The 25589-nt window shown below is 73.7% G+C and carries 25 protein-coding genes; 16 read left to right on the top strand and 9 right to left on the bottom strand.

All coding sequences use genetic code 11. From position 1 onward, the window contains the following. Window positions 1–67: 67 nt before the first annotated feature. The 5 genes from cobM to cobC are packed head-to-tail and all read left to right on the top strand — an operon-like array spanning window position 68 to window position 5921. A complete protein-coding gene (gene cobM / locus R2E43_RS29105; protein ID WP_003976965.1) occupies window positions 68–880 on the top strand; it encodes a precorrin-4 C(11)-methyltransferase in 813 nt (270 codons plus the stop codon). Continuing rightward, complete coding sequence (gene cbiE / locus R2E43_RS29100; protein ID WP_319218131.1) at window positions 877–2118, top strand: precorrin-6y C5,15-methyltransferase (decarboxylating) subunit CbiE; 1242 nt, start codon at window positions 877–879, stop codon at window positions 2116–2118. Before cobM ends, cbiE begins: the two co-directional genes overlap by 4 nt. Next, complete coding sequence (gene cobJ / locus R2E43_RS29095) at window positions 2115–3947, top strand: precorrin-3B C(17)-methyltransferase (RefSeq protein WP_319218129.1); 1833 nt, start codon at window positions 2115–2117, stop codon at window positions 3945–3947. The genes cbiE and cobJ overlap by 4 nt, the downstream gene beginning before the upstream one ends. After that, window positions 3944–4861: a sirohydrochlorin chelatase gene (locus R2E43_RS29090; protein ID WP_106518850.1), complete on the top strand. Its 918-nt coding sequence runs from the start codon at window positions 3944–3946 to the stop codon at window positions 4859–4861. Before cobJ ends, R2E43_RS29090 begins: the two co-directional genes overlap by 4 nt. Further along, window positions 4833–5921, top strand: a complete 1089-nt coding sequence (cobC, locus tag R2E43_RS29085; RefSeq protein ID WP_247703897.1) for an Rv2231c family pyridoxal phosphate-dependent protein CobC — start codon at window positions 4833–4835, stop codon at window positions 5919–5921. Before R2E43_RS29090 ends, cobC begins: the two co-directional genes overlap by 29 nt. Window positions 5922–6842: 921 nt before the next feature. Here the strand turns inward: cobC and R2E43_RS29080 are convergent. From R2E43_RS29080 to R2E43_RS29070, 3 genes are all read right to left on the bottom strand, one after another. Further along, window positions 6843–7799: an SCO1860 family LAETG-anchored protein gene (locus tag R2E43_RS29080; RefSeq protein ID WP_193486091.1), complete on the bottom strand. Its 957-nt coding sequence runs from the start codon at window positions 7797–7799 to the stop codon at window positions 6843–6845. Window positions 7800–7996: 197 nt separating this feature from the next. Further along, window positions 7997–9088: an amidohydrolase family protein gene (locus R2E43_RS29075; RefSeq protein ID WP_319129112.1), complete on the bottom strand. Its 1092-nt coding sequence runs from the start codon at window positions 9086–9088 to the stop codon at window positions 7997–7999. 55 nt (window positions 9089–9143) lie between these two features. Continuing rightward, a complete protein-coding gene (locus R2E43_RS29070; protein WP_319120306.1) occupies window positions 9144–9626 on the bottom strand; it encodes a hypothetical protein in 483 nt (160 codons plus the stop codon). A 177-nt stretch (window positions 9627–9803) separates the two neighbouring features. Between R2E43_RS29070 and R2E43_RS29065 the strand changes: the two genes are divergently transcribed. The 5 genes from R2E43_RS29065 to thpD all read left to right on the top strand — a co-directional run bounded on the left by R2E43_RS29065 (window position 9804) and on the right by thpD (window position 14597). Beyond that, window positions 9804–10931, top strand: coding sequence for a pyridoxal-phosphate-dependent aminotransferase family protein (locus tag R2E43_RS29065; RefSeq protein WP_136208432.1), 1128 nt, complete (start codon window positions 9804–9806; stop codon window positions 10929–10931). A 329-nt stretch (window positions 10932–11260) separates the two neighbouring features. Further along, window positions 11261–11773 (top strand): diaminobutyrate acetyltransferase, encoded by a 513-nt coding sequence (gene ectA / locus R2E43_RS29060; protein WP_003976956.1) that lies wholly within the window; start codon window positions 11261–11263, stop codon window positions 11771–11773. 129 nt (window positions 11774–11902) lie between these two features. Next, a complete protein-coding gene (gene ectB, locus R2E43_RS29055; protein WP_003976955.1) occupies window positions 11903–13174 on the top strand; it encodes a diaminobutyrate--2-oxoglutarate transaminase in 1272 nt (423 codons plus the stop codon). Window positions 13175–13292: 118 nt separating this feature from the next. After that, window positions 13293–13691 (top strand): ectoine synthase, encoded by a 399-nt coding sequence (locus R2E43_RS29050; RefSeq protein ID WP_003976954.1) that lies wholly within the window; start codon window positions 13293–13295, stop codon window positions 13689–13691. A 6-nt stretch (window positions 13692–13697) separates the two neighbouring features. Beyond that, on the top strand, window positions 13698–14597 hold the full coding sequence (gene thpD, locus R2E43_RS29045) for an ectoine hydroxylase (RefSeq protein WP_003976953.1): 900 nt from the start codon (window positions 13698–13700) through the stop codon (window positions 14595–14597). An 81-nt stretch (window positions 14598–14678) separates the two neighbouring features. Here thpD and R2E43_RS29040 read toward each other — a convergent pair whose 3' ends face one another. The 4 genes from R2E43_RS29040 to R2E43_RS29025 all read right to left on the bottom strand — a co-directional run bounded on the left by R2E43_RS29040 (window position 14679) and on the right by R2E43_RS29025 (window position 18920). Beyond that, window positions 14679–15773 carry an aminotransferase class V-fold PLP-dependent enzyme gene (locus R2E43_RS29040; RefSeq protein WP_011028020.1) on the bottom strand — a complete coding sequence of 365 codons (1095 nt, stop codon included), beginning with the start codon at window positions 15771–15773 and terminating at the stop codon, window positions 14679–14681. Between the two features lie 59 nt (window positions 15774–15832). Continuing rightward, on the bottom strand, window positions 15833–16546 hold the full coding sequence (locus tag R2E43_RS29035; RefSeq protein ID WP_329432463.1) for a DsbA family oxidoreductase: 714 nt from the start codon (window positions 16544–16546) through the stop codon (window positions 15833–15835). A gap of 92 nt (window positions 16547–16638) precedes the next feature. Next, window positions 16639–17247 carry a DUF1349 domain-containing protein gene (locus R2E43_RS29030; protein WP_011028021.1) on the bottom strand — a complete coding sequence of 203 codons (609 nt, stop codon included), beginning with the start codon at window positions 17245–17247 and terminating at the stop codon, window positions 16639–16641. A gap of 143 nt (window positions 17248–17390) precedes the next feature. Continuing rightward, complete coding sequence (locus R2E43_RS29025) at window positions 17391–18920, bottom strand: aldehyde dehydrogenase (NADP(+)) (RefSeq protein WP_011028022.1); 1530 nt, start codon at window positions 18918–18920, stop codon at window positions 17391–17393. Between the two features lie 122 nt (window positions 18921–19042). On the opposite strand from R2E43_RS29025, the gene R2E43_RS29020 reads away from it, so the two are divergent. The 6 genes from R2E43_RS29020 (at window position 19043) to R2E43_RS28995 (ending at window position 23490) form a co-directional block, all read left to right on the top strand. After that, window positions 19043–19816, top strand: coding sequence for an IclR family transcriptional regulator (locus R2E43_RS29020; RefSeq protein ID WP_003976948.1), 774 nt, complete (start codon window positions 19043–19045; stop codon window positions 19814–19816). A 3-nt stretch (window positions 19817–19819) separates the two neighbouring features. Further along, on the top strand, window positions 19820–20290 hold the full coding sequence (locus tag R2E43_RS29015) for a GNAT family N-acetyltransferase (protein WP_003976947.1): 471 nt from the start codon (window positions 19820–19822) through the stop codon (window positions 20288–20290). Window positions 20291–20472: 182 nt separating this feature from the next. Continuing rightward, entirely contained in the window at window positions 20473–20634 is a 162-nt protein-coding gene (locus R2E43_RS29010; protein ID WP_387845634.1) for a helix-turn-helix domain-containing protein, read from the top strand. A gap of 81 nt (window positions 20635–20715) precedes the next feature. Continuing rightward, window positions 20716–22170, top strand: a complete 1455-nt coding sequence (locus tag R2E43_RS29005; protein ID WP_003976945.1) for a peptidoglycan D,D-transpeptidase FtsI family protein — start codon at window positions 20716–20718, stop codon at window positions 22168–22170. Between the two features lie 76 nt (window positions 22171–22246). After that, window positions 22247–22819, top strand: coding sequence for a SigE family RNA polymerase sigma factor (locus R2E43_RS29000; protein ID WP_011028024.1), 573 nt, complete (start codon window positions 22247–22249; stop codon window positions 22817–22819). Then, window positions 22816–23490 carry a hypothetical protein gene (locus tag R2E43_RS28995; RefSeq protein WP_136208445.1) on the top strand — a complete coding sequence of 225 codons (675 nt, stop codon included), beginning with the start codon at window positions 22816–22818 and terminating at the stop codon, window positions 23488–23490. Before R2E43_RS29000 ends, R2E43_RS28995 begins: the two co-directional genes overlap by 4 nt. A gap of 12 nt (window positions 23491–23502) precedes the next feature. Here the strand turns inward: R2E43_RS28995 and R2E43_RS28990 are convergent, their stop codons facing one another. Continuing rightward, window positions 23503–24300, bottom strand: coding sequence for an HAD family acid phosphatase (locus tag R2E43_RS28990; RefSeq protein WP_332056704.1), 798 nt, complete (start codon window positions 24298–24300; stop codon window positions 23503–23505). A 125-nt stretch (window positions 24301–24425) separates the two neighbouring features. Beyond that, on the bottom strand, window positions 24426–25571 hold the full coding sequence (locus R2E43_RS28985) for a pectinesterase family protein (protein ID WP_011028027.1): 1146 nt from the start codon (window positions 25569–25571) through the stop codon (window positions 24426–24428). Window positions 25572–25589 lie beyond the last annotated feature (18 nt).

The following is a 25589-nucleotide window of genomic DNA, read 5'->3' as shown; positions in this document are numbered from 1 at the left end:
TCACGCGCGTACGACAGCAGCAACCGCAGTAAATATGCGCAGGATGCACAGGAGAGGACCGAAAACGATGGATTCCGAGGCCAAGGTGACCTTCGTCGGTGCCGGTCCCGGCGCCGCCGACCTGCTGACGTTCCGTGCGGCGCGGGCGATCGCCGAGGCGGACGTGGTGATCTGGGCGGCGAGCCTCGTCCAGGCGGAGGTGCTCCAGCACGCGCGCGAGGGCGCCGAGGTGCTGGACTCGGCGACGATGTCGCTGGAGGACGTCGTCGCCGTGTACCGGCGGGCCCGGGCGGAGGGGCTGCGGGTGGCCCGCATCCACTCCGGCGACCCGGCGCTGTGGGGCGGCACGCAGGAGCAGCTCGACCGGTGCGCGGAGATCGGTGTCGCGACCGAGGTGGTGCCCGGCGTCTCCGCGTTCTCGGCCGTGGCCGCGCTCGCGCAGCGCGAGCTGACCATCCCGGAGGTCGCGCAGTCCGTGGTCCTCACCCGGCTCGGCGGGGGCAAGACGCCGATGCCGCCCGGGGAGGAGGTCCGCGAGTTCGCCAAGCACGGCACGACGATGGCGGTCTTCCTGTCGGCGGCCCGCAGCGGCCAGCTGGTGCGGGAGCTGCTGGAGGGCGGCTACCCGACCGAGACCCCGGTGGTCGTCGCCTACCAGGCGACCTGGCCGGAGGAGCTGGTCGTGCGGTGCACGATCGGGACCCTGGAGGAGACGGTCAAGGAGCACAGGCTCTGGAAGCACACCCTGTTCCTGGTCGGCCCGGCCCTCGACGCGCACGGCACCCGCTCGCACCTCTACCACCCGGGGCACTTCCACGGCTATCGCAAGGCCGACCCCGAGGCGCGCCGGGAACTGCGCTCGCGGGGTGCGAGCACGTGATCACCGTGGTCGGGGTGGGGGCCGCCTCCGGTGCGGCTCCCGCCGGGGACGTCGCCGCGGGCGCGGAACTGGTCGTCGGCGGACGTCGGCACCTGGACGCCGTACGGCTGCCGGAGGGGGTCCGGACGGTGGTCCTCGGGGCGTTGGCGCCCGCCCTGGACACGGTCGCGGAGTACGTCGCCCGGGGGCGGCCGGTGACCGTGCTGGCCTCCGGTGATCCGGGGTTCTTCGGGATCGTGCGGGCGCTGGCCGAGCGGTTCGGACCGGAGCGGCTGGACGTGCGGGCCGGGGTGTCCTCCGTCGCGGCGGCCTTCGCGCGGGTGGGGCTGCCGTGGGACGACGCCGTGGTGGCGAGCGCGCACGGGCGGGACCTGCGGACGGCGGTGAACGTGTGCCGGGCGCACCCGAAGGTGGCCGTGCTGACCGGTCCCGGGGCGGGTCCGGCGGAGCTGGGGGCCGCGTTGCGGGACGACGGGCGGGTGTTCGTCGTCGCCTCCGCACTGGGCTCGGCCGAGGAGCGGGTGGAGCGGGTGACGCCCGCCGAGGCCGCCGGCCGGGACTGGGGTACGGCGGTGAGCGTGGTGCTGTGCCTGGACGGGGCGCGGGCGCTGGGGCCGGTGCGGGCCCTCGCGGGGGTGCGCCCCGGGCCCGCCGGGTGGGCGCTGGCCGAGGACGCGTTCACGCACCGGGACTCGATGATCACCAAGTTCGAGGTGCGGGCGCTGGCCCTGGCCCGTCTGGGGCCGCGCCCGGGCGACCTGGTGTGGGACGTCGGCGCCGGTTCCGGGTCCGTGGCGGTGGAGTGCGCGCGGCTGGGTGCCGCCGTCACCGCCGTCGAGCGGACGCCGGACGGTGTCGGGCGGGTCCGCGCCAACGCCGCCGCGCACGGTGTCGACGTGCGGGTGGTGCACGGGGCGGCGCCCGCGGTGCTGGCCGGGCTGGACGAGGTCCCGGACGCGGTGTTCGTGGGCGGCGGCGGGCGCGAGCTGCCTTCGATCGTCGCCGAGTGCGCGCGGCGGGCCCGGCGCTCGGTGGTCGTCGCCGTGGCCGCGCTCGACCGGGTGCCGGCGGCCCGCGAGGCGCTGCTCGGCGCCGGTCTGGACTGCGACGGGGTGCTGCTGCAGTCCTCGCGGCTCGCGCCGCTGCCGGGGGACGTGACCCGGCTCGCGGCCACCAATCCCGTCTTCCTGCTGTGGGGCGTCAGGCCGCACGGCCGTACCGAAGGAGTTGCCCCTTGATCGGCCTCATTTCCGCCACGGCGGCGGGAGCGGCGGCGCGGGACCGGCTGGCCGCGGCGTGGCCGGACCGCACGCGGGTGTACGACGGTCCCGTCGGGGACGCCGTGCGGTCCGCGTTCGCCGAGTGCGAGCGGCTGGTGTGCTTCCTGGCCACCGGGGCCGTGGTCCGGCTGGTGGCGCCGCTGCTGGACGACAAGCGGACCGACCCCGGTGTGGTGTGCGTCGACGAGGGCGGGCGGTTCGCCGTGTCGCTGGTCGGCGGGCACGGGGGCGGCGCCAACGAACTGGCCCGTGCGGTCGGCGAGGTACTGGGCGCGGAGCCGGTGGTGACGACGGCGACCGACGCGGTCGGGCTGGCCGGTCTGGACACGCTCGGGATGCCCGTGGAGGGCGACGTCGCCGGAGTGTCGCGGGCCCTGCTGGACGGTGAGCCGGTGGCGCTGCGGGCGGAGGTGGCGTGGCCGCTGCCGCCGCTGCCGGTCGCCGCCGAAGGGGCCTACGGGATCCGGGTGACGGACCGTGCGGTGGAACCGGCCGCGGGCGAGGTCGTCCTGCGGCCGCCGTCCCTGGTCGTCGGCGTCGGCGCGTCCAGGGGGGCGCCGGTGGACGAGGTGCTCGGCCTGGTGGAGGCCGCCCTGCGCGAGGCGGGGCTGTCGGCCGCGTCGGTCGCCGAGCTGGCCACCGTGGACGCCAAGGCCGGGGAACCCGGGATCGTCGGGGCGGCGGGGCGGCTGGGGGTGCCCCTGGTGACCCACCCCGCCGACGAGTTGGCCGGTGTCGAGGTCCCCAACCCCTCGGACGCGCCGCTCGCGGCCGTGGGCACCCCGTCGGTCGCGGAGGCGGCGGCGCTGGTGCGCGGGGGCGAACTGCTCGTGCCCAAGCGGAAGTCGGCGGCGGTGCCCGCGATGGCGACCTGCGCGGTCGTACGGCGTCCCGGGCGCGGACGGCTCGCGGTGGTCGGGCTCGGGCCCGGCGCCCGGGACCTGGTGACGCCGCGGGCGCGGGCGGAGCTGCGGCGGGCGTCGGTGCTGGTCGGGCTCGACCAGTACGTCGACCAGATCCGCGACCTGCTGCGGCCCGGCACCCGGGTGCTGGAGTCGGGGCTCGGCGCCGAGGAGGAGCGGGCCAGGACCGCGGTCGAGGAGGCGCGGCGCGGGCACGCCGTCGCGCTGATCGGCAGCGGGGACGCCGGGGTGTACGCCATGGCCTCGCCGGCGCTGGCCGAGGCGTCCGACGACATCGACGTGGTCGGGGTGCCGGGCGTGACGGCGGCGCTGGCGGCCGGGGCGGTCCTGGGCGCGCCGCTCGGCCACGACCACGTGTCGATCAGCCTGTCCGACCTGCACACGCCGTGGGAGGTCATCGAGCGGCGGGTGCGGGCGGCGGCGGAGGCGGACCTGGTGGTGACGTTCTACAACCCGCGCAGCCGGGGCCGCGACTGGCAGCTGCCCAAGGCGCTGGCGATCCTCGCGGAGCACCGGGAGCCGACGACTCCGGTGGGTGTGGTGCGCAACGCGTCCCGCGCCGACGAGTCGAGCCGCCTGTGCACGCTCGCCGCTCTCGACCCGGCGACCGTCGACATGATGACGGTCGTGACGGTGGGCAACACCGCGACCCGGGAGATCGCCGGGCGCATGGTGACGCCGCGCGGCTACCGCTGGCAGACGCGCGAGACCGCGCCGCCCGCCGAGAGGCCCGGCTCGTCCCCGACGGCCGAGGTGTCCGCCGAACCCGACGTACCCGACGCGTCCGCCGAACCCGACGTACCCGCTGCACCCGACGTGTCCGCTGCACGCGACGTATCCGCTACCCCCGAGGAGACCCTGTGACGACCCCGCCCGCCCTGCTCATCGCCGGACACGGCACCCGGGACGAGGCCGGAGCCGAGGCGTTCCGCGACTTCGTGCGCGAACTGGGCCGACGCCATCCCGAGCTGCCCGTCGCGGGCGGCTTCATCGAGCTGTCCCCGCCGCCGCTGGGCGACGCGGTCGCCGAGCTGGTCGAGCGCGGGGTGCGCCGGTTCGCGGCGGTGCCGCTGATGCTGGTGTCCGCCGGGCACGCCAAGGGCGACATCCCGGCGGCCCTGGCCCGCGAGAAGGAGCGCCACCCCGGCATCACGTACACCTACGGACGCCCGCTGGGCCCGCACCCCGGGCTGCTGCGGGTGCTGGAGCGGCGTCTGGCGGAGGCGGTCGATCCGGCCTGGGACCCGGCCGAGGTGACCGTGCTGCTGGTCGGGCGCGGTTCGACGGACCCGGACGCCAATGCCGAGGTGTTCAAGGCGGCGCGGCTGCTGTGGGAGGGGCGCGGTTACGCGGGCGTGGAGACGGCGTTCGTGTCGCTGGCGGAGCCGGACGTGCCCGGCGGCCTGGAGCGGTGCGTGCGGCTGGGGGCGCGGCGGGTCGTGGTGCTGCCGTACTTCCTGTTCACCGGCATCCTCCCGGACCGGGTCCGGCACCAGACCGAAAAGTGGGCCGCCGCGCACCCGGAGACCGAGGTGCGGTCGGCGGACGTGATCGGTCCGGAGCCGGAGCTGCTCGACCTGGTGTGGGAGCGGTACGAGGAGGCCGTCGGCGGCGACCTGCGGATGAACTGCGACAGCTGCGTGTACCGGATCGCGTTGCCGGGGTTCGAGGACAAGGTGGGGCTGCCGCAGCAGCCGCACTTCCACCCCGACGACGACGGCGACCACCCCCACGGGCACCATCACGGGCATGGACACGCACACTCCCATGCACACTGAGGCCGACGGCCTCGACCTGCGCCATCACGGGGACGCCGAGGTGCGCGACGACGGTGCGGCGCTGGTGGACCTCGCGGTGAACGTCCGCGCGGGCACTCCCCCGGCCTGGCTGCGCGAGCACGTCGCCGCCTCACTCGGTTCGCTCGCGGCCTACCCGGACGGTCGGGCCGCGCGGGCGGCGGTGGCGGCGCGGCACGGGCTGCCGGTGGAGCGGGTGCTGCTGACGGCGGGCGCGGCGGAGGCGTTCGTGCTGCTGGCGCGGGCGCTGAAGGTGCGCCGGCCGGTCGTGGTGCACCCCCAGTTCACCGAGCCCGAGGCGGCGCTGCGGGACGCGGGGCACACGGTCGGCCGGGTGCTGCTGCGGGCGGCGGACGGCTTCCGCCTCGACCCCGCCGCCGTCCCCGAGGACGCCGACCTGGTGGTGGTCGGCAACCCGACGAACCCGACCTCGGTGCTGCACCCGGCGGACGTACTCGCTTCGCTGGCCCGGCCCGGGCGGACGCTGGTCGTGGACGAGGCGTTCATGGACGCGGTGCCGGGCGAGCGGGAGGCGCTGGCCGGGCGGACGGACGTACCCGGGCTCGTCGTGCTGCGCAGCCTCACCAAGACGTGGGGACTGGCGGGGCTGCGCATCGGGTACGTCCTCGCGGACCCGGAAACGGTCGCCGGGCTGGAGCGCGCGCAGCCGCTGTGGCCGGTGTCCACGCCCGCGCTGGCGGCGGCCGAGGCGTGTGTGGCGCCGCGGGCACTGGCGGAGGCCGCCCACGCCGCCCACCGCGTCGCCGCCGACCGGGACCGGCTCGTCGCCGGGCTGGCGGTGTTGGCCGGTGCCGGCGTGCGGGTCGTCGGACCGGCCGAGGGTCCCTTCGTCCTGGTCGACGTCCCGGACGGGGCCGCCGTACGGCACCGGTTGCGCGACCTGGGGTACGCGGTCCGGCGCGGGGACACGTTCCCCGGTCTGGGCGGCGGGTGGCTGCGGCTGGCGGTACGGGACCGGGCGACGACGGAGGGCTTCCTGAGCGCCCTGGAACGCACGCTGACGGCGACGGAACCGGCCTGAGCCACACGGGGCGCCGGCGCAACGGGCTCCGGCCGGTTCCGCCCCCGTCGGGTCAGCCATGCCCGCTCCGGATCAGGAGCGGCGCTCCCACCCGCCAGGGCCGGGCCCCCGGCACCCGCGACACACAGGGCCACCGGACCACCGCCCGCCCCAGCCGGGACCACCGCCCCCACACGCCCCGGCCGAATCCCCCGCAGGCGCCCCGCACCCCGGCCGGATCCCCACCGCCAGCCGCACCGGGCCAGCAACGTCCCCGCCCGCCAGGGCCGGGCCCCGGCACCCGCGACACACAGGGCCACCGGACCACCGCCCGCCCCAGCCGGGACCACCGCCCCCACACGCCCCCGCCAAATCCCCCAGAGGCGCCCCGCACCCCGGCCAGAGACCCACCCCCGGCCGGATCCCCACCACCAGCCGCACCGCACCGCGCCGGGCCAGCAACGCCCCCACCCACCAGGACCGGGCCCCGGCGCCCGCGACACACAGGGCCACCGGACCACCGCCCGCCCCAGCCGGGACCACCGCCCCCACACGCCCCCGCCGAATCCCCCGCAGGCGCCCCGCACCCCGGCCAGAGACCCACCCCCGGCCGGATCCCCACCGCCAGCCGCACCGCACCGCGCCGCACCGGGCCAGCAACGCGCCCCCGCCCGCCAGGATCAGGCCCCGGCACCCGCGACACACAGGGCCACCGCCCGCCCCAGCCGGGACCACCGCCCCCACATGCCCCGGCCGGATCCCCACCGTCAGCCGCACCGCACCGCACCGCGCCACACCGGGCCGGCACCGGCGCGCCCCCGCTCGCCAGGACCGGGCCCGGCACCCGCCGCGCCCCTCGGGGGCACCAGAGCACCGTCCGCCCCCGCACACGCACCCCGGCCAGAACCGGCCAGTGACCCTCCCCCGGCCGGTTCCCCACCGTCAGCCGCGCCTGCGCCGGGCCAGGACCAGGGCGCCGCCGCCCGCCAGGACCAGGGCCGCGGCTCCGGCCGCGACGTACGGCGTCGCGGAGCTGCCGCCGGTCTCGGCGAGGTCGGCCTCGGTGCGGGCGCCCTGGGCCTTCACGTCGGCCGCGGGCTCGGCGGGCCGTTCCGCGTCCTGCTCCGCCGGGGGCTCGTCGGCCTGCGCCGGGGGCTGCCCGGCCTCGTCCGCGGGGGCGGCCGGGGACTCGCAGGTCGCCCTGGCCAGGGTGACGGTGCCGTCGACCTCGGCGACGTTCAGGTCGCCGGGGTTGACGGAGACCTTGAGTTCGAGCGCGGTGGCGGCGGCCGTGCGGGAGGTGGTCTCCTCCTTCGAGAGGTCGAGCCGTACCTCGCCGACGCCGGGCACCTTCACGTCCGTCGTCCCGCCGGTGGTGAGCGTGACCTTCTTGCCGAGGACGGTCACGGGTCCCAGGAGGTTGGCGTCGGCGACCGGCTGCTTCCCGGCCTCGCAGGTGGCCGTGGAGGTGACCTCCTGGACCTCGATCACCGACAGCAGCGGCAGGCCGGGAACGTGCAGCCTGGCGCGGGCCAGCGTGGTGGAGCCCTCGCTCTTCCCGGCGGTGGCCGTCGCCCTCGCCTCGGCCACGTCGGCGCGCAGGACGCTGAACGGCTTTCCGCCGTCGACGCCGTCCAGCCGGGCGGTGAGCGCGGTCTTCTCGGCGCTCTCGGGCGCCTGCACCTCGTTGAGGGTGACCGCGAGCGGGACGTTCACGGTCTTGTTGAGCAGGGAGACGTCGAGCCCGGTGCGCAGCACGGTGGCGCTCGCGCGGCCGTGGTCGCCGGTCGCGTGGGCGGACCCCGCGCCGGCCAGGGTCGCGGGACCCGCGGCCAGGGCCGTGGCCGCCGCGACGGTGGCGAGACGGCGTGCGGGCATGCGGAAGGTGTTGCCGTTCAAGGTGGTGGGACCCCCAGTGAGACATGCGTGCGGGGCACGCATGAGCGACATGCTTGGGACCCGGAAAGGATGTCCCCGCGTGCGCCCAACCGTCAGCGATCCCGGGGCACTTCACCCCTTCGTGGGGTTTTGGCGGATCTATTCGAATCTTCGTCGCATCTTCCGGCACGGGTGTTCCCCCGCGTCACTCCCGTCGGTCAACCGACGACCCGCCCGTTGAGCACGACCCGGCGCGGAGCGGTCAGCACGCGCACGTCCGCGCGCGGGTCCTGCTCGTACACCACCAGGTCCGCCGGCGCGCCCTCGTCCAGGCCGGGGCGGCCGAGCCAGCGCCGGGCGGCCCAGGTCGTCGCGGCGAGGGCCTCGACGGGCGGGATGCCCGCGGTGACCAGCTCGGCGACCTCGGCCCCGGCCAGCCCGTGGGCGAGGGCACCGCCCGCGTCGGTGCCGACGAAGACCGGGATGCCGGCGTCGTAGGCGCTCCGGACGGTGTCGTAGCGGCGTTCGTGGAGCCGGCGCATGTGGGCCGACCAGCGCGGGAACCGGGACTCGCCGCCGTCGGCCAGCGCGGGGAAGGTGGCGATGTTGACCAGGGTGGGGACGATGGCGACGCCGCGCTCGGCGAAGAGCGGGATCGTGTCGTCGGTCAGTCCCGTGGCGTGCTCCACGCAGTCGATGCCTGCCTCGACCAGGTCGCGCAGGCAGTCCTCGGCGAAGCAGTGCGCGGTGACGCGGGCGCCCAGCCGGTGGGCCTCGGCGATGGCCGCCTCCACGGCGCCGCGCGGCCAGCAGGCCGACAGGTCGCCGAGGTCGCGGTCGATCCAGTCGCCGACCAGTTTCACCCAGCCGTCGCCGCGCCGGGCCTCCTGGGCGACGTAGGCGACGAGGTCGTCGGGCTCGACCTCCCAGGCGTAGTTGCGGATGTAGCGGCGGGTGCGGGCGATGTGCCGGCCGGCCCGGATGATCTTCGGGAGGTCCTCGCGGTCGTCGATCCAGCGGGTGTCGGAGGGCGAGCCCGCGTCCCGGACGAGGAGGGTGCCCGCCTCCCGGTCGGTCAGCGCCTGCTTCTCGGCCACGTCCGCGGGGACGGCGCCGTGCTGGTCGAGGCCGACGTGGCAGTGCGCGTCGACCAGGCCGGGCAGGGCCCATCCCTCGACGGTGCGGACGTCGGCGGCGCCCGTGGGGCGGTCGTAGGAGATCCGTCCGTCGATCACCCACACCTCGTCCCGGACCTCCTCCGGCCCGACGAGCACCCGACCCTTCACGTGCAGCACCGCGCGATCGCTCATGCCCCGCACCCTAAACGGTGCCCGCACACCCGTACGGGGCCGGTCACGGGACGGGTCACCCGCCTCCGCCGCGCGCTGTCGCGCGGGCGCGCGCCCCACTCGCGTACCCGGCCCCGACGGCGCCCGCGACGGCGGTCAGGGCCAGGGCGGCGGTGGCGGGGTTGACGTAGCCGGGGACGTCGTCGCTGGTGTACTCGCCGCCGCCGGTGGTCTCGCAGACGAAGCCCAGCGGCAGGAAGGAGACCGACTGGTCGATGACGTGGAGGGCGCGCTCCTCGTTCCCGGGCGTGCGGCAGGGCGGCGCCGGCGCGGAGCCCGCGCCGCCGTCGGACTCCATGACGGCGCCGGTCACGTGCAGCAGCCCCCAGGCGTACATCGCGACGGCGGCGGCACCGGCGAAGGCGGCGAGGGCGCGCAGAGCCGGTCCGGCGCCCGTTCCCCGGGCGCGGCGGGCGGCGAGGACGCTCGCGCCGTGGCCGGTCAGGCCGACGGCGGACACCACGGCGACCACGACGATCAGCAGGAGTACGAGGAACACGGGCCCAGTCCATCAGGCGGTGATCTCTTCGGCTGTGACGGAAGCCACGATTCCGGGCGTGGGGGTGTCGCAACGGAAGCACTCCGGCGCGAGTGCCGGCGGACGCCATGGTTACTCTCGACTCCGTACGCCGCGTACCCGCGCCGCACACCCGCCGTCACCGAAGAGAGCACCGCCGTGACCCATCCCTTCCTGGACCTCCCCCCGCTGAGCGCCGGACGTTTCGCCGCGATCGAGGACCGGGTCGCGCGCCTGCTCGGCACCGGCCAGGACGTGGTGGTCATGCAGGGCGAGGCGCTGCTGCCGCTGGAGGGCGCCATCCGCGCCGCCGCGGGGCCCGGCACCGTCGCGCTGAACGTCGTCACGGGACCGTACGGGCAGACCTTCGGCAACTGGCTGCGGGACTGCGGCGCGACCGTGCACGACCTCGCCGTGCCGTTCCACACGGCCGTCTCCGCCGAGCAGGTCGGCCGGGCCCTGGCCGAACACCCGGAGATCGACTTCGTGTCCCTGGTGCACGCCGAGGCGGCGACCGGCAACACCAACCCGGTCGCGGAGATCGGCGAGGTGGTCCGGGCGCACGGCGCGCTGTTCTACCTGGACGCCGTGGCCTCGGTGGGCGCGGAGCCGGTGCTGCCGGACGCCTGGGGCGTGGACCTGTGCGTCATCGGCGCGCAGAAGGCGATGGGCGGCCCGGCGGGCGTCTCGGCGGTGTCGGTGAGCGAGCGGGCCTGGGCCCGCATGGCGGCGAACCCGAACGCCCCGCGGCGGTCGTACCTGTCGCTCCTCGACTGGAAGGAGCGCTGGATCGACGGCGGGCGCAAGGCGCTGCTGCACGCGCCGGCGCAGTTGGAGATGCTCGCGCTGGAGGCCTGCGTCGAGCGCATCGAGGCGGAGGGCCCCGGCACGGTGATGGCGCGGCACGCGTCCGCGGCGGCGGCCACCCGGGCCGGCGCGCTCGCGCTGGGCGGCCTGGAGCCGTACGTGTACGAGGCGGGGGACGCGGCGCCGGTGGCGACGACACTGCGCACGCCGTCGGACGTCGACGCGTCCGCGCTGGTGGCCCGTGCCCTGGAGTCCGACCCGGCGCTGCCGCTGGCGGCGGGCGGCGGCGCGCTGGCGGGCGAGATGATCCGGGTCAACCACTACGGTCCGGACGCGACGCGCGGGGCCGTGCAGGGCTGCCTGGCGGCACTGGGTGCCGCGCTGGTCGAGCGGGGCGTGAAGGCCGACCCGGAGGCCGCCCGGCGGGCCGCCGAGGAGGCGTGGGAGCGGGCGGCCGGGCCCGGCCTTTCGGAAGGATGAATCGGAGGGAATTCCGGATACTCGCACAAGCAGAATTTAAGAATTCTACTCAGCGCAGCTTCCCGTATTCTTCTGCCCGCTTTCTTCGGACCTAAACACAAAGATTTCACGACTAACGATCTTCACATTTCGGACACGTCTCGCACGGGTTACGCGATTGTGACCCGATCCACATGCTGCCCGATTTGCGGCTTACGCACCCGTCAAATCGCCCCATAACGCCGTCGTCTCGCGCGGAAGCACGCGCCCGCGTGATAACACAAGCGGCACTCATTCGTAACCCCATCCGGCGATGCAATTTCGAATTTCGCTGGGTAAATTCAATTTGCATGACTGCCGCGCAAGCAGACCTGCAAATCGATCGTCCGAGAGTGGCCGACGGCGCCGCCCTGTGGCGGATAGCGAGGGATTCCGAGGTCCTCGACCTGAACTCCTCGTACAGCTACCTGCTCTGGTGCCGGGACTTCGCCGCCACCTCGGCCGTCGTCCGCGACGGGCACGGCGTGCCGGTCGGCTTCATCACCGGCTACGTACGGCCGGACAGTCCCGACACCCTGCTCGTGTGGCAGGTGGCGGTGGACGGGACGTACCGTGGTCGTGGGCTCGCGGCAACGCTGGTCGACGGACTGGCGGACCGGGTGGCCCGCGAACGCGGGATCACCATCCTGGAGACAACGATCTCTCCCGACAACACGGCGTCCCAACGACTGTTCACCTCGTTCGCCGAGCGCCGCGGCGCCCGGCTTGAGCGCGAAGTCCTGTTCGACACGGCGGTGTTCCCCGACGGGCCCCACGAGCCCGAGGTCCTGTACCGCATCGGACCCCTGTCCGCCGGCGGCTGACCCCTCGCCGAGCCGTCGGGGCACCCCCGACCGTCCGGCCCCCAGACTTCCCGGCCGGGACCGCGACCGGTCCCACCGGACCCGTACGACCTTCCTCTCCCACCCTCACCCCACGAGGAGCGATTCGTCGTGACCATCACCCAGCCCGACCTCAGCGTCTTCGAGACCGTCGAGTCCGAGGTGCGCAGCTACTGCCGCGGCTGGCCCACCGTCTTCGACCGTGCGGTCGGCAGCCGCATGTACGACGAGGACGGCCACGAGTACCTCGACTTCTTCGCCGGAGCGGGCTCGCTCAACTACGGGCACAACAACGCGGTCCTGAAACGCGCCCTGATCGACTACCTGGAGCGGGACGGCGTCACGCACGGGCTCGACATGTCGACGACGGCCAAGCGCCGCTTCCTGGAGACCTTCCAGAACACCATCCTGCGGCCCCGCGACCTGCCCTACAAGGTCATGTTCCCGGGCCCGACGGGCACCAACGCCGTCGAGTCCGCGCTCAAGCTGGCGCGCAAGGTGAAGGGGCGCGAGTCGATCGTGTCCTTCACCAACGCCTTCCACGGCATGTCGCTGGGCTCCCTCGCGGTGACCGGCAACGCCTTCAAGCGGGCCGGCGCCGGCATCCCGCTGGTGCACGGCACGCCCATGCCGTTCGACAACTACTTCGACGGCACCGTCGAGGACTTCATCTGGTTCGAGCGCCTGCTCGAGGACCAGGGCTCCGGCCTGAACAAGCCGGCCGCCGTGATCGTCGAGACCGTGCAGGGCGAGGGCGGCATCAACGTCGCCCGCGCCGAGTGGCTGCGCGCCCTGGCCGACCTGTGCGAGCGCCAGGACATGCTGCTCATCGTCGACGACATCCAGATGGGCTGCGGCCGTACCGGCGCCTTCTTCTCCTTCGAGGAGGCGGGCATCACGCCGGACATCGTCACCGTCTCCAAGTCCATCAGCGGCTACGGCATGCCGATGGCGCTGACCCTGTTCAAGCCGGAGCTGGACGTCTGGGAGCCGGGCGAGCACAACGGCACCTTCCGCGGCAACAACCCGGCCTTCGTCACTGCGACCGCCACCCTGGAGGCGTACTGGGCCGACGGGTCGGCGATGGAGAAGCAGACCCGCAAGCGCGGCGAGCAGGTCGAGCAGCACATGATCGCCATCACCGAGGAGAACCTCGCCGACGTCAAGGAGTACCGCGGCCGCGGCCTGGTCTGGGGCCTGGAGTTCCACGACAAGGACCGCGCGGGCCGGGTCGCCAAGCGCGCCTTCGAGCTGGGGCTGCTCATCGAGACCTCCGGCCCCGAGAGCGAGGTCGTCAAGCTGCTGCCGGCGCTCACCATCACGCCCGACGAGCTGGACGAGGGCATGAAGACCCTGGCCAGGGCCGTGCGCGAGACCGCGTGACGGTCTGACGGCCCGGCCGTCGGGCACCACCACCACGAACTCCCGGCGTCTTCGGTCCGCGCGGCCGAGGACGCCGGGGCCCCTTGCACACCCTTCACCTAGGAGGCATCGCAAAACCGTGATCGTCCGTTCGTTCAAGGAGTTCGAAGGCACCGACCGGCACGTGAAGAGCGCGTCCGGCACCTGGGAAAGCACCCGGATCGTCCTCGCCAAGGAGAAGGTCGGCTTCTCCGTGCACGAGACGATCCTGTACGCGGGTACGGAGACGTCGATGTGGTACGCCAACCACATCGAGGCCGTCGTCTGCACCAAGGGCGACGCCGAGTTGACCGACCGCGAGACGGGGAAGACGTACCACATCACGCCGGGCACGATGTATCTCCTCGACGGCCACGAGCGGCACACGCTCAAGGTCAAGGAGGACTTCCACTGCATCTGTGTCTTCAACCCGCCCGTCACCGGACGGGAGGATCACGACGAGAACGGCGTCTACCCGCTGCTCACCGAGGAGGTGTGAGTCACCGTGACCACCACGACCACGAACGTCACTGATCTCTATCCCACCCGCGGCGCCACCGAAGTGGCCACCCCTCGGCAGGACCCGGTCGTCTGGGGCTCCCCGGACGCGCCCGGCCCCGTCTCTGCGGGCGACCTCCAGGCGCTGGACCGCGACGGCTTCCTCGCCATCGACCAGCTGATCACCCCGGACGAGGTCGGCGAGTACCAGCGTGAGCTGGAGCGCCTCACCACCGACCCGGCCATCCGCGCGGACGAGCGCTCGATCGTCGAGCCGCAGTCCAAGGAGATCCGGTCGGTCTTCGAGGTGCACAAGATCAGTGAGGTCTTCGCCAAGCTGGTGCGCGACGAGCGCGTGGTCGGGCGGGCGCGGCAGATCCTCGGCTCGGACGTGTACGTCCACCAGTCGCGGATCAACGTCAAGCCGGGCTTCGGGGCCAGCGGTTTCTACTGGCACTCGGACTTCGAGACCTGGCACGCCGAGGACGGCCTGCCCAACATGCGCACGATCTCGGTCTCGATCGCGCTCACCGAGAACTACGACACCAACGGCGGTCTGATGATCATGCCGGGGTCGCACAAGACGTTCCTCGGGTGCGCGGGGGCCACGCCGAAGGACAACTACAAGAAGTCCCTGCAGATGCAGGACGCGGGGACGCCGTCCGACGAGGGCCTGACGAAGATGGCCTCGGAGTACGGCATCAAGCTGTTCACCGGCAAGGCCGGTTCGGCGACCTGGTTCGACTGCAACTGCATGCACGGGTCGGGCGACAACATCACGCCGTTCCCGCGCAGCAACGTGTTCATCGTGTTCAACAGCGTGGAGAACACGGCGGTCGAGCCGTTCGCGGCTCCCATCCGGCGGCCGGAGTTCATCGGGGCGCGGGACTTCACGCCGGTGAAGTGACTCGCGTCTGAGACTCGGGCAGGGGCCTTCTCGTGTGGGACGGGAGGCCCCTGCCCGATACTTCTTCCCGGCCCGGCCGGGTCAGCCCGCCAGCACGTCGAGCAGCCGGTCCACGTCGGCCGCGGTGTTGTACGCGTGGAAGGCGGCCCGCAGATTGCCCGCCCGGTCCGAGACCTGGACGCCGGCCCCGCCCAGCTCGCCCTGCCGGTGTCCGAGTCCCGGCACGGACACGATCGCGGAGCCCGGCGCGTCCACCGGCTCGTGGCCCAGCGAGCGCACCCCGGCGCGGAACCGGTCGGCGAGCCCGGTGTCGTGGGCGTGCACCGCGTCGACGCCCAGTTCCTCGATCAGGGCCAGGGAGTGCCGGGCGCCGGTGTAGGAGAACAGGGCGGGGCTCTCGTCGAACCGCCGGGCGGAGTGCGCGAGTTCCTCCACGGGGCCGTAGCAGCTGTCCCAGGGGTGCTCACCGGACGCCCACCCGGCGAACAGCGGTGTCAGCCCGGCCGCCGCCCCCAGGTCCTCCGGTACGACGAGGAAGGCGACGCCGCGCGGGCACAGGACCCACTTGTAGGCGACGGCGACCACGAAGTCGAAGTCGCCGGCGGCCAGCGGCAGCCACCCGTTCGACTGCGAGGCGTCGATCAGCGTCCGCGCCCCGTGCGCCCGGGCGGCGTCCCGCAGCGCGGCGAGGTCGGCGAGCCGCCCGTCGGCGGACTGCACGGAACTGACCGCGACGAGCGCGGTGTCAGGACCCACCGACTCGGCCAGCCGTTCCAGCGGCACACTGCGCACCTTCAGGTCGCCGCGGGTGTACAGCGGGTTCACCAGGGAGCTGAAGTCGGCCTCCGCGGTGAGGACTTCGGCGCCCGGGGGCAGCGACGCGGCGACGAGCCCGCTGAACGTGGCGACGGACGCGCCGGTCGCGACCCGGGTGGCGGGCACTCCCACGAGGCGGGCGTACGCGGCCCGGGACGCCTCGACGTCGGCGAACATGTCGAGCGGCTGCCCCTCCGCGGCGGAGGCCGCCGCGTCGCGCATGGCCGCGAGGGTCCGGGCGGGGAGCAGGCCGGTGCTGGCGGTGTTCAGATACGTGGTCTTCGGGGCGAACTCGGTGCGGACGAGGTTCTCGAAGCTCTCCATGGCACCACTGTGCGGTCCCGTGACCTCCCCGTCCATTGCGTATTTCTACGCGATACCCCCAAGGGACACTTATGAGTCCGTCCCGACCTGCCGATTCAGTGGCCGGGGACCGCGCACCCGTCCGGGCCGCAGGCCTCGGCGCCGCCGTCGTCGATCAGCCTCAGCGGCGTGCGCTCGCCCCACGCCTGGGTCAGTGCCTGGGTGAAGACCTCGGCCGGCTGGGCGCCCGAGACTCCGTAGGCCCGGTCGAGCACGAAGAACGGCACCCCGGTGGCCCCGAGCTGGGCGGCCTCGCGCTCGTCGGCGCGCACCTCGTCGGCGTAGGCGGCGGGGTCGGCGAGCACCGCGCGGACCTCCTCGGCGTCCAGCCCGGCGCCGACGGCCAGCTCCACGAGCCGCTCGTCGTCGTTGAACACGGAGCGCTCGTCGGCGAAGTTGCCCCGGTAGAAGGCGTCGAGGAGCGCCTCGTGCCGTCCCCGCTCCTTGGCGAGGTGCAGCAGGCGGTGCAGGTCGAAGGTGCTGCCGTGGTCGCGGTCCCGGGTGCGGTAGGCCAGGCCCTCGGCGGCGGCCTGCGCGCCGAGGTTGTCCTCACCGGCCTGCGCCTGCTCCTGGCTCATGCCGTACTTGGCGGTGAGCATCGTCAGCACCGGCTGCACGTCGTCCTTGGCCCGTCCGGGGTCCAGTTCGAACGAACGGTGGACCACCTCGACGCCGTCACGGTGCGGGAAGGCCGCGAGCGCCTTCTCGAAGCGGGCCTTGCCCACGTAGCACCAGGGGCAGGCGATGTCGCTCCAGATCTCGACGCGCATGTCTCGGCTCTTCTCCAGGTCGTACGGCGGCGGAGGCCCTCTCCGCCCCGTACGTGAACGTTCAAGCAGCCGTTCTCATTCCCGCCCCGCGCTCAGCTGCCGTCCCGCAGATCCGCGGGCCAGGCCGGCCGGAACTCCAGGTGGTCGTAGGTCACGGTGCAGCCCTCCCCCGTCGGCGCCTGCGCCAGGAAGCCGACCAGGGCGGAGCCGGTCTCCTCCTCGTCGCCCAGTGTGAAGAGCCGCACGAAGGTCCAGCGCTCCCCGTCGAGGGAGGCGTGGAAGGCGAAGGCCCGTCCGGTCCGGCTGACCCGGAACCAGACGGAGTCGCCCTCCACGGTGAAGGAGTTGCAGTCGTCGGAGTGCCCCCGGGTGACCACCGTGCAGACGGTGGGCACGTCCGGGGAGTACTCCAGACACAGCTTGGCCCAGGCCCGCTCCCCCACGTGCACGTAGAGCACCCCGGCGTCGAAGGCCCCGCGGAACCCGACGGACACACGGGCGATCAGCTGGAAGTCCCCGTCGGGCGCCCCCAGCAACCGCGGCGCGTCGGACACGGACTCCAGCGACTCCCCGGTGGGCGGCACGAACCGGTCCTGCCGGGACCCGGCGACCCCGGTGAGCACACCGTCGGCGTAGGACCAGCGGCCGTCGGGCCCGTAGGGACGGAGGGGAAACGGCAGTTCGGGAAGGTCAAGAGTCATGCACTGATCATCGCAGGCGGAGGGAAGTCCCCTGAGGGGCGCCGGGCTGTGTCGATCTGCGGCTCCGCCGCGCGGGCGCGACAAGCCACGACGGCGCGTGAGCCGCCGAACAACCCGCGCCCCTACGGCGCAACCGCGGAGCGCTACCGCTCGAGCACTCCGTTGAACCGCCGCGGCAGCCCCAGCGGATTGTCGTCCCGGAGCTCCACCGGCAGCAGCGCCTCCGGCACCCCCTGATACGCCACCGGCCGGAGCCACCGCTCGATCGCCGTACCCCCCACCGACGTGGACGTCGAAGTGGTCGCCGGGTAAGGCCCCCCATGCTGCTGAGCCGCCGCCACGGCAACCCCCGTGGGCCAGCCGTTGACCAGCACCCGCCCCGCCAACGGCGTCACCTCCGCGAGGAGAGCCGTCCCGGCACCCTCTCCCGCCACTTCCTCGGCAGAGAGCTGCACCGTCGCCGTGAGGTTCCCCGGCAGCCGCGACAGCACCCCCCGGACCTCCCCCTCGTCCTGATAGCGGGCCACCACGGTGACCGGCCCGAAGCACTCCTCCAGGAGCAGGTCGTGCTCGCCCTCCGCCGCCAGCCGCGCCGCCGGCACCGTGAGGAACCCGGCGCTGACGGTGTGCTCGCCGCCCGAGCCCGGCGTCACCGGGGAGTCCACGTCGGGCAGCGCGGCGCGCTCGGCGACGCCTGCGACGAAGTTGTCCCGCATGCGGTGGTCGAGGAGCACACCGGCGTCGGTGGCGCTGACCGCGTCGGTGAGCGACTTGACCAGGCCGTCGCCGGCGTCGCCCGCCGGCACGAGCACCAGGCCGGGCTTGACGCAGAACTGCCCGACGCCCAGCGTCATGGAGCCCGCCAGGCCCGCGCCGATCGCCTCCGCCCGCTCCACGGCCGCCGCCTCCGTGACGACGACCGGGTTCAGCGAGCCCAGCTCGCCGTGGAACGGGATCGGCACCGGACGCGCCGCCGCCGCGTCGAAGAGCGCGCGGCCACCGCGGACGGAGCCCGTGAAGCCCGCCGCGGCGACCAGCGGGTGCTTGATCAGCTCGACGCCCGCCTCGAAGCCGTGCACCAGGCCGAGGACCCCGTCCGGGATGCCGTGCCGGGCCGCGGCCCGGCGCAGCACCTTGGCGACCAGCTCGGACAGGGCCGGGTGGTCGGGGTGCGCCTTGACGACGACCGGGCAGCCGGCCGCGAGCGCGCTCGCGGTGTCGCCGCCGGGGACGGAGAAGGCGAAGGGGAAGTTGGAGGCCGAGTAGACGGCGACGACGCCGAGCGGCACCTTGTAGCGGCGCAGGTCGGGGATGGGCGGGGTGGCCGTGTCGTCGGGGTGGTTGACGACCACGCCGAGGTACTCGCCCTCGTCGACGATGTCGGCGAAGGCCCGCAGCTGGTAGCAGGTGCGGGCGAGTTCGCCGGTGAGCCGGACCGGGCCGAGCGCGGTCTCCGCGTCGGCCACCTCGACGAGGGTGCTCTCGGCCGCCTTCAGCTCGTCGGCGGCGCTCCGCAGGAAGGCCGCGCGGACGGCGCGGTCGGCGAGGGCGTCCCGGGCGGCGTGCGCGGCGCGGACGGCGGCGTCCACCTCCTGGGCCGTGGCTTCCACGGCGACCTGTTCACGCTGCTTCCCGGTACGGGGGTCGACACTCCAGACTGGTGCTGCTGCCACCGCGGGTCCCTCCACGTGCTCTGCACAGAAGTTGTTCGATATACTGAACGCTGTCTCTACTGATGAATATGCTGTTCGAGACTATATCTTCAGCTTCTCGTCGAACGAAGGGGTCAAGGTCGATGTCGGCTGTCGAGACGGGGGGCGGAGCGCAGGTCAAGTCCGCGGTGCGGACGGTTGAGCTGCTCGAGTACTTCGCCGGGCGCCCCGGTATGCACTCCCTCGCGTCGGTCCAGGAGGCCGTCGGTTATCCCAAGTCCAGCCTCTACATGCTGCTGCGCACGCTGGTGGAGCTGGGCTGGGTGGAGACGGACGCCACGGGCACGCGGTACGGCATCGGCGTACGGGCGCTGCTGGTCGGCACCTCGTACATCGACGGCGACGAGGTGGTCGCGGCGGCGCGGCCGACGCTGGACCGGCTCTCCGACGACACGACGGAGACCATCCACCTCGCCCGCCTGGACGGCACCAACGTGGTGTACCTGGCCACCCGCCAGTCCCAGCACTACCTGCGGCCGTTCACCCGGGTCGGCCGCCGGCTGCCCGCGCACTCGACCTCGCTGGGCAAGGCGCTGCTGAGCACGTACACCGACGAGCAGGTGCGCAAGATGCTCCCGGAGACCCTCCCCGCGCTGACCGAGCACACCATCACCGACCGGGAGAAGCTCATCGAGGAGCTGCGCCTGGTGCGGGAGCAGGGCTTCGCCGTGGACCGCGAGGAGAACACGCTGGGGCTGCGCTGCTTCGGCGTGGCGGTCCCCTACCGCACCCCCGCGCGGGACGCGATCAGCTGCTCGGTGCCGGTGGCCCGGCTGACGCCCGCGCACGAACAGATGGTGAAGGACGCTCTGTTCGACGCGCGGGACCGGCTGACACTGGCGACGCGTAGGCTCTGATCCATGCACATCGCACTGCGCGAGGTTCACGACAGCGATCTGCCCGTCTTCTTCCGGCAGATGAACGATCCGGAGGCGCTGCGCATGGCGGCCTTCACTCCGAAGGACCCCGCCGACTGGGACGCGTTCACGGCCCACTGGACGAAGATCCGGGCCTCCCGCGACGTCGTGCGCACCATCCTCGGCGACGGTGACGTCGTCGGCAGCACGGCGGTGTACGGGGAGCCGGGCGAGCGCGAGGTGACGTACTGGGTGGACCGGGCGTACTGGGGACAGGGAGTCGCGACGGCCGCGCTGCGTGCCCTGCTCGCCGAGGTCCGGGACCGCCCGCTGTACGCGCGGGCGGCGGCCGACAACACGGGCTCGCGGCGCGTGCTGGAGAAGTGCGGCTTCGTGACCAGCGCGCGGGCGCGCGGGTTCGCGACCGCCCGGGGCGCGGAGATCGACGAGGTCGTCCTCCACCTCGCAAAGTGAGCCACCGGCCGCACCGGTGATCCGCCGGGCGGTGCGTCTCCGCCGCGCGGCGGAGGCGGATCGTCGGTGCGCAGGATGTGCCGGGTGCGTGCGGGTGGGAGCGTGGACGCACGACTCCGACGTCCGCCGGCACCCCGCCGACCGCCGCCTCCGCCCGAACGCGAGGGGAGGTGCTGCGTCCGATGGCGACCGGGCTGACCGACGCCAAGATCGCCGGGCGGCCGGGGGCGGGCCCGGCCGCGGCGAAGACCCATGTGGCGTCGGTGCCGGCGCGGACCGGCGCCCGGGACCGCACCCAGGCGGTGACCCGGGCCTGCGGGGCGGGCTTCGTGAACGGCCGATGAGAAGCATGAGAAAGATGAGAAATCGGGGCACACGGGAACGACCGCCGCCCGCCCGTTCGTCCTGTCAGCGGGATGAACGGGATGAACAAGACGATCAGGCGCGCCTCGGTCCTCACGCTGCTCCTGGTGTTCGCTCTGCTGGTCAGGGCGACCTGGGTGCAGTTCTACGAGGGCCGGGCGCTCGCGGACGGCAAGGACAACCGGCGCAACGCGATCGAGACGTACGCGGAGCCGCTCGGGAACATCATCGTGGCCGGCCGGTCGGTCACCGGCTCGGCGCAGACGGAGGGCGGCGACCTCGCGTACAGACGCACGTACGAGAACGGCAAGCTGTACGCGGCGGTGACGGGCTACGCCTCGCAGGCGTACGCGCCGACCCAGCTGGAGGGCGTCTACCAGGACGTGCTCAACGGCACCGATCCGCGGCTGAGGACGGTGATGGACACCGTCACCGGGGCCCGGGCCGAGCCGGGCAACGTGGTGACGACGATCGACCCGGACGTGCAGCGGGCCGGGTTCGAGGCGCTGGGCGACAAGAAGGGCGCCGCCGTCGCGATCGACCCGAAGACGGGCAGGATCCTCTCGGTCGTGTCGACCCCCTCGTACGACCCGGCGTCGCTGACCGACGCCAACACCGCCGGTGCGGCCTGGGAGAAGCTCACCGGCGACCCGGACAAGCCGCTGACCAACCGGGCGCTGCGCCGGCCGCTGCCGCCGGGCTCGACGTTCAAGCTGGTCGTGGCGGCCGCCGCGCTGGAGAACGGGCTGTACGGCTCGGTGGACGAGAAGACCGACAGCCCCGATCCGTACACCCTGCCGGACACCACGACCGATCTGACCAACGAGAATCCGAACGCCCCCTGCGAGAACGCCACGATCCGCACCGCGCTGCGGTACTCGTGCAACAACGTCTTCGCGAAGATGGCCGTCGACCTCGGCCAGGACGAGCTGCGCGCCATGGCCGAGAAGTTCGGCTTCAACGACGAGACGCAGGACGTACCGGTACGGGCCTACACCAGCGTCTACCCGAAGGACATGAACCGCTCGTCCACGGCGCTGACGGGCATCGGCCAGTTCGACGTGACGGCGACCCCGCTCCAGATGGCGATGGTCTCCGCGGCCCTCGCCAACGGCGGCGAGCTGGTCTCCCCGCACATGGTGTCGCAGGTCACCGACAGCGGCGGCGACGTCCTGGAGGACCACACCGACGCGGACTCGAAGCGGATCGTCAGCTCCACCACCGCCGAGCAGCTCCAGTCGGCCATGCGGACCGTCGTCGAGCAGGGCACCGGGTCCAACGCGCAGATCCCCGGGGCGACGGTGGGCGGCAAGACGGGCACGGCCCAGCACGGCGAGAACAACAGCAAGACGCCGTACGCCTGGTTCACCTCCTACGCCAAGTCCGAGTCGTCGGACAAGGAGGTCGCGGTGGCCGTCGTCGTCGAGCAGTCCGACGCGGCGCGCAGCGAGGTCAGCGGCAACGGCCTGGCGGCCCCGGTGGCCAAGGCGATGATGGAGGCGGCGCTCAAGGGCTGATCCCGCGGGGGTCGTTCGGGTTCGGTCTGCCGTACGGTGTCCGGCATCCGGGAAGCCGCTGCGAGGAGAGCCCGCCGTGGGGACAGTCGTCGACGACGCCGCCGGGGAGTTCCGCGCCTTCTTCGAGCGCCACTACGCCGAACTGGCCCGGCTCGCCCACCTGCTGACGGGTGAGCCGGACGCCGCCGACGACCTCGCGGCGGACGCCCTGCTGGCCCTGTGGCACCGCTGGGACCGGGTGCGCGCGGCCGACCACCCGGTGGCGTACGCGCGCGGCGTCGTCGCCAATCTCGCCCGTACCCGCGTCCGGGCCGCCGTGCGCGAGCGCAGACGCGTCGCCCTGTTCTGGTCGCAGCGCGAGGAGCGGACGGAGAACCCCGACGTCGCGGGCGTGGTGGACGTGCGGGAGGCGCTGCGCCGACTGCCGTTCCGCAAACGGGCGTGCGTGGTGCTGCGGCACTCCTTCGACCTCTCCGAGAAGGACACGGCGCTCGCCCTGGGCATCTCCGTGGGGACGGTCAAGAGCCAGACGTCGAAGGGGGTGGCCGAACTCCAGCGGCTGCTCGGCACCCGGACCGCTCCCCGCGCTCCCGGGCAGGTGCGCGCGGCGATCGCGCACAGCGGTGAGACGGCGGGAGGGGCCCGGTGACCGGGCGGCGGGAGCCGGACGAGCGGTTGCGTGCCCGGCTGCGGGAGGCGGCCGGGGCGCACGAGCCCGACCGGGCCCGGATCCTGGCCCGGATCGAGCACGGCATGGCGGCCGGTGACCGCGGGCCGTCGCGGCCGCCGCTGCCGGGCTGGGTACGGGTGGCCGGTGCGACGGCGGCCGTGGCGGGCGTCCTGGTGGCCGGCGGTTACGCGGTCGCCCCGGTGGTGCGGGACGACGCGCCCGCGCAGCGTCCGGCCGCCACCGCACCGGCGTCGCGCGAGCCGGGCCCGCTGTGGTCGGGCGGGGCGGTGGACCCGCACAGCAACGAGTTCTGGGCGCAGAGCAACATCACCCTGGGTACGAACGCACCGCTCACCGCGCTCACCGTCGAACTGCGGGTGGCGCAGACGGGTTCGGTGACCTCCACCGGCGCCTGGCGGTCGCTGCCGGAGGACGACTTCGCGTTCACGGTCGGCGAGCGGGCGGGCTTCCTCGTCTACCGGTGGACCCTCAAGGAGGGCCGTACCGTCCCGGCCGGCGAGTGGGTGTTCGCCGGGCAGTACAACCACGAGCGGGGCGGCCGGGACGCGGGCGGCGACCGCTACTCGGCGACGGCCACCGCCGCGTCCGGACGGCTCACGGTCCGGGGCGGCTTCACCCCGGTCGGCTGACCGGGCGACCCGCTACTCGACGAAGTACGTCGGGTTGGGCAGCTTGTACGTCCGGTCCGCGTAGCCGCCCTGGAGGTCGGAGTACTGGTCGCCGAAGTTGGCGACGACGTCGTACCCGAGGTCCCGCTCGATGTGCCGGCGGGTGCCCGCCTTGTACTGGACGGTGGTGCACGTCCAGCTGCCCGGGGTGGCGCAGTGGGCCAGGTAGGACGGCGGGTTCGCCTTGTCCTTGAGGAACATGTGGGAGGCGTCCAGGTTCACGTCGGCGCCGGCCTTCTTCAGGTTCTCGACGGCGGCGGCGCGCTGGGCCTCGCCGAGACCGGAGTTGTAGAAGACCTCGACGCCCTTCTTGTCGGCGTACCGGGCCAGCTCGGGGCTGCCGGGGACGGCCGGGCGGTCGGCCCGGTCGACGTAGGCGGCCCAGGTGGCGCCGTCGTAGCCGTAGTTGTTCTTCTTCTCGTAGTCGAGGCTGAGGAGCAGCGTGTCGTCGATGTCGAAGACGACCGCGGGCCTGGTGTGCTTGTGGTGCGCCGTGCGGGCGGCCCGGTCGATCTGCTTCTTCGCGGCGGCGTCGACGCGGGCCAGGTCCGCGGCGTACGGGCTGTCCGGGGAGGCCTGGTAGACGCCGTCGGCGTCGAGCGTGGTGCCGTAGTAGGCGTCGATGTCCTTGGCCAGCACCCCGATGTTGTACGGCTCGTGGGTGGAGTTGGCCGTCGACTGGCCGGCGCTGGCGGCGCCCGTTGCGTACAGGACGGCACCGGCGACGGCACAGGCGGCGGTGACGGTCGCGATGCGCAGTGGTTTATGCATGACACAGGTTTCTACGCGCGTCACCCGGGTGAGCGCGAGACCCGTGGCCGGATCCGCGCCCCTTTACCTGGCAAAAATCGCGTCAAGCGGGTCAAGTACCGGTCGTGACGGCCCGGTCGGCCCGTTCAGTACCGGCCGTGGTGGTGCTGCCGGTCGTAGGGCCGCCAGTCGCCGAGGTACGCCTCGCGGGTGTGCGCGGCGGCCTCGGCGCGGGTGAGCTGCGGCCGGTTGTCCGGGACGGTGACCGCGGCGCCGGGGCCGGTGTTGCGGTACTCGCGGAACCGCTGCTCCTGCCAGGGGTACGCGTCGCGCATGTTGGCGTACGGCGCCACCGCGTCGACGCCCGCACCGAGGCGGGTCTCGCGCACGGTGAGCATCGGACGGGCGGTGGTGTCGGAGCTGGGCACCCAGGGGCGGGCCAGCTTGTAGTAGCCGTCGGGGGCCTCGCTGCTGACACGGCCGCGGATCACCAGGTAGCCGCGCGGGTTGGCGCCCGCCGTGGAGGGCGCGAAGACGAAGCCGTACGGGGCGGCGTCGAGGTCGGTGCGGACCAGGGTGCGGAAGTGGCACTGCTCGTACACCGCCGTCGCCCGGCCGAAGACGAAGTCGACGTCGCCCTCGACGTAGCAGCGCTCGTAGTACTGGCGGGCGAAGAGGGCGAGGTCGCGGCTGTCGGCGTAGAGGGTGTCCTGGTGGCCGAGGAAACGGCAGTCGTGGAAGGCGGAGCGGTCGCCCATGACCTTGATCGCGACCGCCTGGGTGCCGGTCCAGTCGGGCCGGTCGGCGCGCAGCCAGTCGTTGGCGAAGGTGACGGCGCGGGCGGTGAAGCCGTCGGCGCGCACGGTGGTGGTGGCCGAACCGCTGGTGCCGTGGGTGCCGGAGCCGTCCGGCTTGGGGGTGCCGGCCGCGTTGTCGTAGACGATGACGACGTCGCGCGGGTCGCCGGAGGCTCCGATCCAGGTCGCCCCGGTGCGCTGGGCGTCGACGGAGACCGTCTCGCGGTAGGTGCCCGGAGCCAGGACGAGTGCCCAGCCGTCGCCGGCGGCGGCGTCGACCGCGCTCTGGACGGAGGTGAAGTCGCCGCGGCCGTGCGGGTCGACGTACAGGGTCCTGGGTGTACGGCGGGCGGCCGGTGAGCCGTACCGGCCGAAGGGACGCGGGTGCGGCCGGGCGCCGGCGACGGCGGGACCGGCTGCCGCGAGGCCGAGGGCGGCGCCCGCGCCGGCGGTCGCCAGGAGGAAGCCTCTGCGGGACGGGGCGGGTGGGTGCATGCGGGTGCTCCTTCGGGG

The organism is Streptomyces violaceoruber (assembly GCF_033406955.1).
Classification (GTDB): domain Bacteria; phylum Actinomycetota; class Actinomycetes; order Streptomycetales; family Streptomycetaceae; genus Streptomyces; species Streptomyces violaceoruber.
The sequence above is the reverse complement of the archived record's forward strand: the minus strand, read 5'-3'. Positions and strand labels throughout refer to the sequence as shown.

Excerpts from the sequence above, each read along its gene's own strand:
- cobC (WP_247703897.1), top strand. The coding sequence starts at position 4,833 with ATGGACACGCACACTCCCATGCACACTGAGGCCGACGGCCTCGACCTG.
- R2E43_RS29035 (WP_329432463.1), bottom strand. The coding sequence starts at position 16,546 with ATGCGCGTCGAGATCTGGAGCGACATCGCCTGCCCCTGGTGCTACGTG.
- R2E43_RS29075 (WP_319129112.1), bottom strand. The coding sequence starts at position 9,088 with ATGAGCGATCGCGCGGTGCTGCACGTGAAGGGTCGGGTGCTCGTCGGG.
- R2E43_RS29020 (WP_003976948.1), top strand. The coding sequence starts at position 19,043 with ATGTCGGCTGTCGAGACGGGGGGCGGAGCGCAGGTCAAGTCCGCGGTG.
- R2E43_RS28990 (WP_332056704.1), bottom strand. The coding sequence starts at position 24,300 with ATGCATAAACCACTGCGCATCGCGACCGTCACCGCCGCCTGTGCCGTC.
- R2E43_RS29030 (WP_011028021.1), bottom strand. The coding sequence starts at position 17,247 with ATGACTCTTGACCTTCCCGAACTGCCGTTTCCCCTCCGTCCCTACGGG.
- R2E43_RS29040 (WP_011028020.1), bottom strand. The coding sequence starts at position 15,773 with ATGGACGGGGAGGTCACGGGACCGCACAGTGGTGCCATGGAGAGCTTC.
- R2E43_RS29005 (WP_003976945.1), top strand. The coding sequence starts at position 20,716 with ATGAACAAGACGATCAGGCGCGCCTCGGTCCTCACGCTGCTCCTGGTG.
- R2E43_RS29010 (WP_387845634.1), top strand. The coding sequence starts at position 20,473 with ATGGCGACCGGGCTGACCGACGCCAAGATCGCCGGGCGGCCGGGGGCG.
- ectA (WP_003976956.1), top strand. The coding sequence starts at position 11,261 with ATGACTGCCGCGCAAGCAGACCTGCAAATCGATCGTCCGAGAGTGGCC.
- R2E43_RS29015 (WP_003976947.1), top strand. The coding sequence starts at position 19,820 with ATGCACATCGCACTGCGCGAGGTTCACGACAGCGATCTGCCCGTCTTC.
- R2E43_RS28985 (WP_011028027.1), bottom strand. The coding sequence starts at position 25,571 with ATGCACCCACCCGCCCCGTCCCGCAGAGGCTTCCTCCTGGCGACCGCC.
- cobM (WP_003976965.1), top strand. The coding sequence starts at position 68 with ATGGATTCCGAGGCCAAGGTGACCTTCGTCGGTGCCGGTCCCGGCGCC.